This window comes from Pseudomonas sp. GW821-FHT07G10 (assembly GCF_059418545.1).
Genome location: NZ_JBWKQB010000067.1, coordinates 1 through 1,398, shown reverse-complemented (window position 1 = coordinate 1,398; position 1,398 = coordinate 1). Strand labels below are relative to the sequence as shown.

1 protein-coding gene is annotated in these 1,398 nt (G+C 57.7%); it reads right to left on the bottom strand.

Annotated features, from left to right (window positions below; genetic code table 11):
• Positions 1-275 precede the first annotated feature (275 nt).
• Positions 276-1,307 (bottom strand): IS110 family RNA-guided transposase, encoded by a 1,032-nt coding sequence (locus tag AC07O1_RS30325; RefSeq protein ID WP_495091189.1) that lies wholly within the window; start codon positions 1,305-1,307, stop codon positions 276-278.
• Between the last annotated feature and the right edge of the window lie 91 nt (positions 1,308-1,398).

Sequence of the window (1,398 nt, the reverse complement as noted above, 5' to 3'; positions counted from 1 at the left end):
TGTCCGTATATGGACTCCTCCTCATTGCAAGCCCCTTTTGCTTTGGCGCCCGTGCCGACTGCACACGTATATTCGGCCTCTAAATACGGCATCGTTTCGATGCAGGGCCATGATGGGCTATTCGCGCGCCGGCTCCCGATCGCTTTTTCGTGCTTTTCGCACTTGGACATTCGAGGGTTTTGCCGACGCCGGTTCGACCGGTTTGCCATCGTTCAGGTTGCTTCGCAATCGTGGTTAAGAGTTGTTTCTCTCGTAGAACACGTCGGGTAAATAGATCAGGCCGCTGCCTGATTCGGTTGGTAATCAGTGCCGTAACGCAGCATCGCCCAAGCCATGCGTGCAGTTTTGTTGGCCAGCGCAATAGCGGCCACATTGGGATGCGATCGCTCGGCTAAACGAACGGCCCACTGGCTGAGTCGATCCTCTTTGGATTTGGCTGTGCGTAGCGCCGAGCGTGCGCCATGCACCATCAATGTTCGCAGATACGCATCACCGCGCTTGCTGATACCGAGCAGTCGATCCTTACCACCAGAACTGTGTTGCCTCGGTGTCAGTCCCAGCGAGGCGGCAAACTGTCGGCCATTGGCAAACTGACGGGCATCACCGAGAGCGACGACGAGCGCTGTGGCGATCATTGGACCGACACCGCGCAGCTGTTGAAGGCGAACGGCGGACGGCTCGTTTGTCGCGATCGCAGTGATCTCGCCGTCGAGCTTGCATACGCGCCCATCCAGCGCACGAAGGTCGTCCCACAAACCATCCAGTAGACGACGAAAGCGTGCCGTCAAACCGTTATCCGCATCTTCTAGCCAGCACGGTATTGCGCGACGCAGCATCAGCAAGTCCTTCGGTGCAACGAGACCGTACTCGGCGACCAGCCCACGGATCTGATTGGCTTTGGCCGTCCGCTGTTCGATCAAGCCGGCCCGGATGCGATGCGTCGCCTGGATATCCTGTTGTTCGATCGTCTTGATGGCGACGAAGCGCATGCTGGGACGGCTCATCGCTTCACAGATCGCCTCGGCATCGTTCGCGTCGTTCTTGTTGCTTTTGACATAGGGTTTAACGAACTGGGGGGCGATCAGCTTGACTCGAAATCCGCGAGCTTCGAGTTGCCGCGCCCAATGATGGGCCCCGCCGCAACTCTCCATGCCGATCTCACAACCAGGTTCTACCTTTTCCAGCACCGTTTGCAGCCAGCGATCACGTGATAGCCGCTGCCGCCAGACCGGCTTCTCATGGCAATCCACACCGTGGATCTGAAACACGTTCTTGGCCAGGTCGACCCCAATGCGCATAAGCTTCATGTGTGGACTCCTTCTCACGGTTGACTGTGGTTCGCACCTTCAGTCTGGCACTCAAGATGCCGAAGTGAGGAGGAGTCCATCCCATTGCTTT